Source organism: Bacillus litorisediminis (assembly GCF_022808645.1).
Classification (GTDB): Bacteria; Bacillota; Bacilli; order Bacillales; family JC228; genus Bacillus_BF; species Bacillus_BF litorisediminis.
This window is the reverse complement of sequence record NZ_JAKZKT010000083.1, coordinates 1-7,719: the sequence shown is the minus strand read 5'-3', so window position 1 is coordinate 7,719 and position 7,719 is coordinate 1. Positions and strand designations below refer to the sequence as shown.

The following is a 7,719-nucleotide window of genomic DNA, read 5'->3' as shown; positions in this document are numbered from 1 at the left end:
AACCCTTTTAGGGTTAGCCGGAAAAGCAGTGCGGTTGGCGAACTATTCAGAGCCCCTTGAGGGGCTGGCCAGTAACAAAGGCTTTCAGCCGCAGAACAAACCACCCGTTTCACGGGTGGTTATGATTGGTTTATCAACGCGTCTTCAAAAAATGGGTGGTTTGTGAATTCGGAAAATCAATACTAAGTTCGGTAAACCGGGTGATGAGTTTGGTAAACCAGGTCGTGAGTTGGATTAAACGGATTTATTTTCGGTAATTCATGCTGTGAGTTCGGTAAACAGGTTCTGAGTTCGAAAAAATAGCACCTAAGTTGGGTTAAACTAGACGTGAGTTCGGTTAGTCACATATGAGTTCGGTATAAAGATTCTCTCTTCGGTAAAACGAAGTTTCAATTCGCTCATTAGCTCTCATTTTTAACAATAACAGCATGATAATATAAAAATCCGGCTACTAAGAAGTACGATAGACTGGAATTGGCAGAAGACTTTAAGGTAAGATAATAAATGTGAGACTTTTTCAAGTTAATTAGCAATTGGTGACCTAATAATCGGCTTTGGCTCCAAAAGGAAATGATTCTTGCATCTCTTATTATTGTTGTATATCTTTATCTAAGGATTAAAAAACAAAAGTCGAATTGGAACAGGTTTATCCAGCGATTTTATCAAATTTGCTTACATACGAGCTTACTTTTTTACAGTTAGTTGCTAATCTCAATAAACCTTTCCTGAGGAGGAAACAGCTTTGGTTAAAAAAGTAATCGCGATAGTGATGCTCGTTGCTCTAGGTACTGTTGCCATTGTCCAAGCCATCGAAAAAGAACAAATGGATCGGATGCCCGGTTTAAAAATTGGAACAGAAGCACCGGATTTTACGCTGAAAACATTAGATGGCAAAGAAGTGAGTCTATCGGATTATAGAGGTAAAAAAGTGCTGCTCAATTTTTGGGCAACCTGGTGTGACCCATGTAAGGCAGAAATGCCGGAAATGCAAAAATACTATGATGAGCATAAAAGCGAGAACATTGAAATATTAGCGGTTAATATAGACCCTCTTAACAATGTAAAGGGTTTTGTCAAAGAGTATGGACTGACTTTTCCCATCCTGTTAGACCCAATTAAGACGAATGGGGATACTGTCAACGAGATATATCAAACATTGGTGATTCCTACAACCTATATTGTGGATGAAAATGGGACCATTGAGGCTAAGTATACGTCAACTATGACTTTGGATGTAATCGAAGAATTAATGGGAGAGTAAGCATAGGCTTGCTCTCCTTTTTACATGTCCTTTTGACTATCTGACTTGTTTGACTAGAACTTCAATACTATTTAAATTAAATTTTCAAAAAGTTGTCATAATTGCAATCGTTTTCGTCAAGACTAGATGATATGATAGAAGAAAGGAAGGTGACATGTGATGAGAAGACCTAGAAAGCGTTCCTTTTCAGAGCTCGTCCAGGAAAATAAACAGGCTTTATTAAAAGATGAACAGTTATTAGAGAAGCTTGAAGAAAAGCTTCAGCAAAAACACTTAAAAAAAGCCGAATAAAGGTTTTTCCACTTATATCTCTCTCCCGCCTGTAAACACTAAGGTGGAGGAGGGATATTTTAATGAGTAATCCAAAAAGACACCCTGAACATTATGTACCCAACCATATAGGCACGCAATCACGCGGATTTGGCGGAAATAAGGGTAAAAAGATGCAAGATAAGAGCGGAGAACACGCTCAAGTTATGCAAACAAAAGGTGAATAGTACCAATACCATGCTTTACCTTCGTTAAAGAGATTCAGTTTGGAACAAACTAAGGACGATTCTTTAACAGGAGGAGGATTTGGAGTATGGATTACCAAAAACCAAAACCAGATGATCGCAGCGATAATGTTGAGAAGCTTCAGTCTATGGTTCAAAATACAATAGAAAACATAGAAGAGGCTGAAGCTTCACTGGAGTTTAGTTCTGGTGAACAGCGGAAGCAAATTGAAGAAAAAAATGAAAGAAGACGTGAAAGTATCGCTGCTTTTCGTGAAGAAATCAAGGATGAATCAAAAGCCAGAAAGTAATAAGGTGGAAAAGAGGGTCAACTTACATTAAGTTGAACCCTCTTTTTATATCCGGTAAGCAATCCATATGGGTGGATGGTCTTGGGTATGATAAGATAGAACAAGAATAGGAAAAGTGAGAGTATTAACATGATGAAACAAATTACAGACCCAAACGTCGATTGGATTAACCGCCATGCATCTGCCTGGCTGGAAAATCGAGTGACTCCAACCGCAATTGAAGCACTGGAAAAAGTATATACCTTAACCAAAAAGGAAGCAGCAAACGATATTCTTTCTGCAGGATACTCGTTAGTAGCTGCCTCTTTAAGGGCTGAACATAAACACCCGACCTTAATTCAAACTTGGATTCAAGAAGCGTTGCGTCTCGACCCATCGAATCCGATTGCACTTAATTTATCTGTTCAATTAGATTTGGCTTATAAACGGGATCTTTTTACCCGTGTTTCGTTCCCTCCTATACGAGAGACAGATAATCGGACAGCGAAACGAAAAGCGGCGCTCCAATATATAGAAGAATCCAACAAGCTTTACATTGAACTTAAGGATGCACGCAAACTTGACTATCAGGAATTTTCATCATTGCCGCTTATAGAGCTAAAACGAATATTAGAGGAAGCAAGTCAGGTTGTAGAGGAATTAATCAGTGCTTCAGAAAAATATGAGCAGTCTCTTACTGGAACGTTTTATACATCTATACATTTTGAAGTGATGATGGAAAAGGTAAAAGAAATAGAGCGACTCCAAGCAAAATGGGAAAGCCGACTAGAACCTTATGGCATACAAAAACCCGAAGAACGTACTGCTTTACAAGAACTTGAATCCATGATTGGCCTTCATGATGTAAAAACGAGAATGAATCAGTATTATCAATTTTTAAAATATCAAAAGCAAAGAAAAAAATGGGGGTTTCAGTCAAAGGATGTCATGAGTCTGAACATGATTTTAACTGGAAATCCCGGAACTGGAAAAACGACGATTGCACGTCTGCTTGCACGGATTTATCACGAATTAGGTGTTCTTCCGCGTAACGAGGTATTAGAAGTAAACCGTTCCCACCTTATAGGCGCCTTTATGGGACAAACAGAAGAAAACGTTAAACATTATGTTGAAAAAGCGCTTGGCGGTGTATTATTTATAGATGAAGCGTACAGTTTGAAACGGGAAGGACAGTCTGGACATGACTTTGGCCAAACCGCGATTGATACGCTTGTCTCTCTTATGACCAGTAAAGAGTATGGCGGTAAGTTTGCTGTTATCTTAGCAGGATACCCTGAAGAAATGCGCAATTTTTTAGATAGCAATCCTGGCCTTAGAAGCCGATTTCCTTCTTCTAATCACTTTCATTTAAGTGATTATAACAATGAGGAATTGCTCGAAATTGCCAAGCTGATTTCTTTTGAGAACGATTATATTTTAACGGAGAAAGCACAGCTTGCGGTTTCTGCTAGAATTGAAAAAGAACGGATTGATCATACTTTCGGAAATGCAAGGACAGTACGGGACATTATACTTGATGCGATTTTTAAAAAGGGAGTTCAGACAGGGAATACGTATGATGTTCTCCAGTACAGTTTTATTGAACAAGAGCATGTATCCGGCGGAAATCTTGACAATGAGAACTTCGTTACAAATGATTTAGACCAATTAATCGGGTTAGAACCCATTAAAAAAGAAGTTACGGCTATCATCGCATTTTTAGAAGTGCAGCAAAAACGGAAAGAGCTGGGTCTTCCTTCTGTTCCGCTTCAATTACATTCTGTTTTCTCGGGTAATCCCGGAACAGGAAAAACCACAGTAGCCGCGATCTTTTCCAATCTTTTAAAAAACATAGGGATTCTTAAAAGAGGTCATCTTGTTGTCGTTAGCCGAGCCGATTTAGTTGCAGAATATGTGGGGCAGACAGCCGTTAAAACCAAAAAGAAAATTCGTGAAGCCTTAGGTGGAGTGTTATTTATAGACGAGGCCTATTCTCTTTTTAAAGAAGGTGGCCAAGATTTTGGAAAAGAAGCGATTGAGACGCTTGTTGATGAGATGACGAAACACCACGAAAATCTTGTTGTGATTATGGCTGGGTATCCAAATGAGATGGAGGAACTGCTCAACAGTAATCCTGGCCTCAGGTCCCGCTTTAAAAAGTTTTTCTCCTTTCCGGATTATTCTCCTGAAGAATTGGTACAAATTGGGGAGAGATTCTGTACAAAATATGCTTATACCCTTTTGCCTGACGCTAGAGATTGGTTACTTGAACAATTAAATGAGCAAGTTATTTCCGGAAACGGGCGGTTTATGGAAAATCTCATGTCTGAAGTGATTCAAGTTCAGGCTTTCCGTACTATGAGAGAAATAGATGCTGAAAACTTAGGTCAAAACTTATCGATTTTAACAAAAGAAGATATTGAAAAAGCATTTGATAAAGCAAGAAATGGGGATTCGTTACGATGATTGTTTCAAAATCAGAGATAAAAGTTCGTTATGCAGAAACAGATCAAATGGGCGTTGTGTACCATGGCAATTATTTAATATGGATGGAAGTTGGTCGAACCCAGCTCATTGAGGACCTCGGTTTCCAATACTCCCAAATGGAAGAAGACGGTATTATTTCACCTGTTATCGACGTTCATATCCAATATAAAAAGCCAGTTAAATACGGCGAAACGGCAATCGTTGAAACATGGCTTGAAGATTATGACGGGATCCGATCTGTTTATGGGTATCGCATTTTAAAAGAAAACGGGGAACTCGCTGCAGAAGCAACCTCTAAGCATGTTATTGTAAAAAAAGAAAATTTTCGTCCTGTCTCACTCCGAAAGCATTTTCCTGACTGGCACGAAGTCTATGAAAAAGCTAAAAAGAAGAAAGAATAGAGGAATCCCTCTATGGCATTTGGGATTAAAAGAAAAGAAATACGCGAGTGGAAACGGAAGATTGATGCAGGTGAAATTGCATTTCTCACTCATTATTGGATAGATGAGCGGTTCCCTGGATGTAAGACGGTTACAAAAGTAGGCTGTCATGATTTAAACCGGCTTGCAAATTGGGGAAAACAATACGGTTTAAAAAAAGAGTGGATTCACAAAAGAGAAGATGGATATTCCCACTATGATTTACTGGGTGAAAAGGAAAAAGAGATTTTAGAATGTGAAGGACTTCTAGATCAATATTTTAGGTTTAAGAGAACTTAAAAAGCGTGGACGGAATGTCACACGCTTTTTAATCATTTGGAAGCATATGTTCAAGGATCTGTTGGTTGAGGGAATCTGCATTTAAAACTCCGTATCTTTCTGCTTCAGCAAGCGGAACCACAAGATAATTTCTTAGATGCTCATTATACACATAGGTCGGATGAAAACGGACATCAGTAATTTCAGTACTTGAATTTCCTTCTGCAAACTTTTTGCTTATGTCCACTTCAACCATACCTCCGATATCTTTGTAATCCCACATTTGTCCGGAAAGAAAGTTTCCTAATGAATATACCACCAGCCCACTTTCTCCATTTTCAGCTTCAATCCATTCAATTGGCTGGAGAACATGGGGATGATGTCCGAAAACAATATCGACTCCTTCACTGATAAAAAAATGCGCGAGATCGATTTGGTTCTGATTCGGAAATCTGACATACTCTTGTCCCCAGTGGATACTCATGACAACCACGTCAGCTGCTTCTTTCGCCCGTTTGATCTCATCTTTGATTTTTTCTTTGTTTACTTCATTAACTAAGTATTCTTTTCCAGATGGTACGGAAAGGCCATTTGTAGTAGTTGTGTACGATAAAAAGGCAATAGATACCTTATTTTTTTCAATGATTCTAAGTTTCCTTTGATCTTCAAAGCTTTTATAGCTCCCGACATATGGGAGACCGGATGATTCGTAATACCGGATCGCAGCCAAAATCCCTTTTTCTCCTTTATCAAGTGTATGGTTATTGGCTGTTGAGACAATATCTACACCTGCCCTGATAATCGCATCTCCCGCTTCTTGGGGACTATTGAATAAAGGATAGTTTGAAATCCCAATTTCTTTTCCGCCCAAAATGCTCTCCTGATTGGCCAGCAGAATATCAGGTTTTTCTAAAAGAGGAGTTATTTCGGAAAACATCGGATCGAAATTGTACCTGCCATTCGCCCCTTTCTCCAGTGCATCTTCATAGACCCAATCATGAATTAAAATATCTCCAATTGCGCCCAAAGTTACAGAGGTTTCATAATCCTTTAGTTGATAAGAAAATGGTGATAATGTATGTATTCGAATAGGATAGGATTCCATTGCAAAGGTTTCATTATGCCTTGTAACCCATTGATAGATAATAAGCCCAGTTAGGGTCAAAAACAAAACAGTTGTAAACAGGAATATATTTTTCATACACATTTCCTTTCAGGTAAAACATTAGATTATTATCACTATAAGCGACTTTTAACCTAGTGAAAAGCATTTTAGGAAATAAGCTAGTCGTTTTGTGTTAAAATTTGCAAATCAAGGACGAACAGGGTTATAATGTGTCGGCGTACAGATGTGCCCGTATTTTAATGTTCACATCCCTTTCACAAATGCAGAAGGGAGTTAAGATGAAATCATTTATAATATGAGTAAGAAATCAGCAAACTATAGAAAGGATGTATTTCTTTGCATAAGATTTCCATAATCTTGCTACTATTGATGGCTTTCCTGCTTGCGGGATGCGGCAAAGAGGAGCATGCACCTAATGGTAACAATGAACAGATTCCTGAAATGATAGAGGTTGATTTAAGTGTTCCGGAACAGACAAGCCCGGGAGAGGAAATCACAATTGAGGCCAAGGTTACCCAAGGCGGAGAAGAAGTAGAAGATGCCGATTCTGTCAAATTTGAGATATGGAATAAAGAAGATAAAGAGACCTCGGTTATAAAGCCTTATGAAAATAAGAGTGGGGGAACATATGCAGTTAAGCATACTTTTCCTTCAGACGGTGTATATGTCGTTCAAGTCCATGTAGATGCACGAAATTTGCATGTCATGCCTTTAAGTGAAGTGCAGGTAGGGGAAGGAGCTGCAGCTGATCATTCCCATTCAGAAACAGAGCATCATGAAAATACTACGGGCCATGATCATCATGCTGATACAGATATTGCTATTCATTTTATGAACACTGCATTTTCAGTTAATAGTGAAACTGAACTTTTAGTTCACCTTTCTAAGGAAGAAGAGCCATACACAGAAGCTGAAGTAAGGTTTGAAGTTTGGCTTGACGGCACAGAGCAACATGCATGGATAGATGCGTCTGAGACAAACCCAGGCGAGTATGCCGCAGCTCATCAATTTGACACTGCTGGTACATACAATGTTGTGATACACGTAGAACATGAGGATGGAACACATATTCATTCGGAAGAAACAATCACTGTTGAATCGAGTAGGAGTGGGTGACTAACCCCCGACCTCTCACACCACCGTACGTACCGTTCGGTATACGGCGGTTCAATTATGATGATTGACGCAAAAATTCATATCGTTCCGCTAGACTTCTCAACCCTCGATTTCTCCAATAGGAGTTATGGAGGGTTTTGTTTAAGATTGGACTACAAGCGATTCTCCAGTATTTCTTCCGAGAATTCCCCCATTCGTATGCTTTATGTGGTGGAACCCCTAAGGTAATCAGTCTTTTAATCCTCGT

9 protein-coding genes and 1 pseudogene are annotated in these 7,719 nt (G+C 39.0%); 8 read left to right on the top strand and 2 right to left on the bottom strand.

Annotation, left to right across the window (positions count from 1 at the left end):
• The first annotated feature begins 742 nt into the window (after positions 1-742).
• From MLE14_RS21490 to MLE14_RS21460, 7 genes are all read left to right on the top strand, one after another.
• Positions 743-1,261: a peroxiredoxin family protein gene (locus tag MLE14_RS21490; protein WP_243300450.1), complete on the top strand. Its 519-nt coding sequence runs from the start codon at positions 743-745 to the stop codon at positions 1,259-1,261.
• 159 nt (positions 1,262-1,420) lie between these two features.
• A complete protein-coding gene (locus tag MLE14_RS21485) occupies positions 1,421-1,552 on the top strand; it encodes an FbpB family small basic protein (RefSeq protein WP_243300449.1) in 132 nt (43 codons plus the stop codon).
• 62 nt (positions 1,553-1,614) lie between these two features.
• On the top strand, positions 1,615-1,758 hold the full coding sequence (locus MLE14_RS21480) for an acid-soluble spore protein N (protein WP_243300448.1): 144 nt from the start codon (positions 1,615-1,617) through the stop codon (positions 1,756-1,758).
• Between the two features lie 86 nt (positions 1,759-1,844).
• A complete protein-coding gene (gene tlp / locus MLE14_RS21475; protein ID WP_243300447.1) occupies positions 1,845-2,066 on the top strand; it encodes a small acid-soluble spore protein Tlp in 222 nt (73 codons plus the stop codon).
• A 132-nt stretch (positions 2,067-2,198) separates the two neighbouring features.
• Positions 2,199-4,511: an AAA family ATPase gene (locus MLE14_RS21470; protein WP_243300446.1), complete on the top strand. Its 2,313-nt coding sequence runs from the start codon at positions 2,199-2,201 to the stop codon at positions 4,509-4,511.
• Complete coding sequence (locus MLE14_RS21465; RefSeq protein WP_243300445.1) at positions 4,508-4,933, top strand: acyl-CoA thioesterase; 426 nt, start codon at positions 4,508-4,510, stop codon at positions 4,931-4,933. Before MLE14_RS21470 ends, MLE14_RS21465 begins: the two co-directional genes overlap by 4 nt.
• Positions 4,934-4,945: 12 nt before the next feature.
• On the top strand, positions 4,946-5,251 hold the full coding sequence (locus MLE14_RS21460; protein WP_243300444.1) for a hypothetical protein: 306 nt from the start codon (positions 4,946-4,948) through the stop codon (positions 5,249-5,251).
• Positions 5,252-5,279: 28 nt separating this feature from the next.
• Here the strand turns inward: MLE14_RS21460 and MLE14_RS21455 are convergent, their stop codons facing one another.
• Complete coding sequence (locus tag MLE14_RS21455) at positions 5,280-6,431, bottom strand: CapA family protein (RefSeq protein WP_243300443.1); 1,152 nt, start codon at positions 6,429-6,431, stop codon at positions 5,280-5,282.
• Positions 6,432-6,692: 261 nt separating this feature from the next.
• Between MLE14_RS21455 and MLE14_RS21450 the strand changes: the two genes are divergently transcribed.
• Complete coding sequence (locus MLE14_RS21450) at positions 6,693-7,472, top strand: FixH family protein (protein ID WP_243300442.1); 780 nt, start codon at positions 6,693-6,695, stop codon at positions 7,470-7,472.
• A gap of 55 nt (positions 7,473-7,527) precedes the next feature.
• Here the strand turns inward: MLE14_RS21450 and MLE14_RS21445 are convergent.
• Positions 7,528-7,719 (bottom strand): annotated as a pseudogene (locus MLE14_RS21445) (group II intron reverse transcriptase/maturase); the annotation flags it as partial.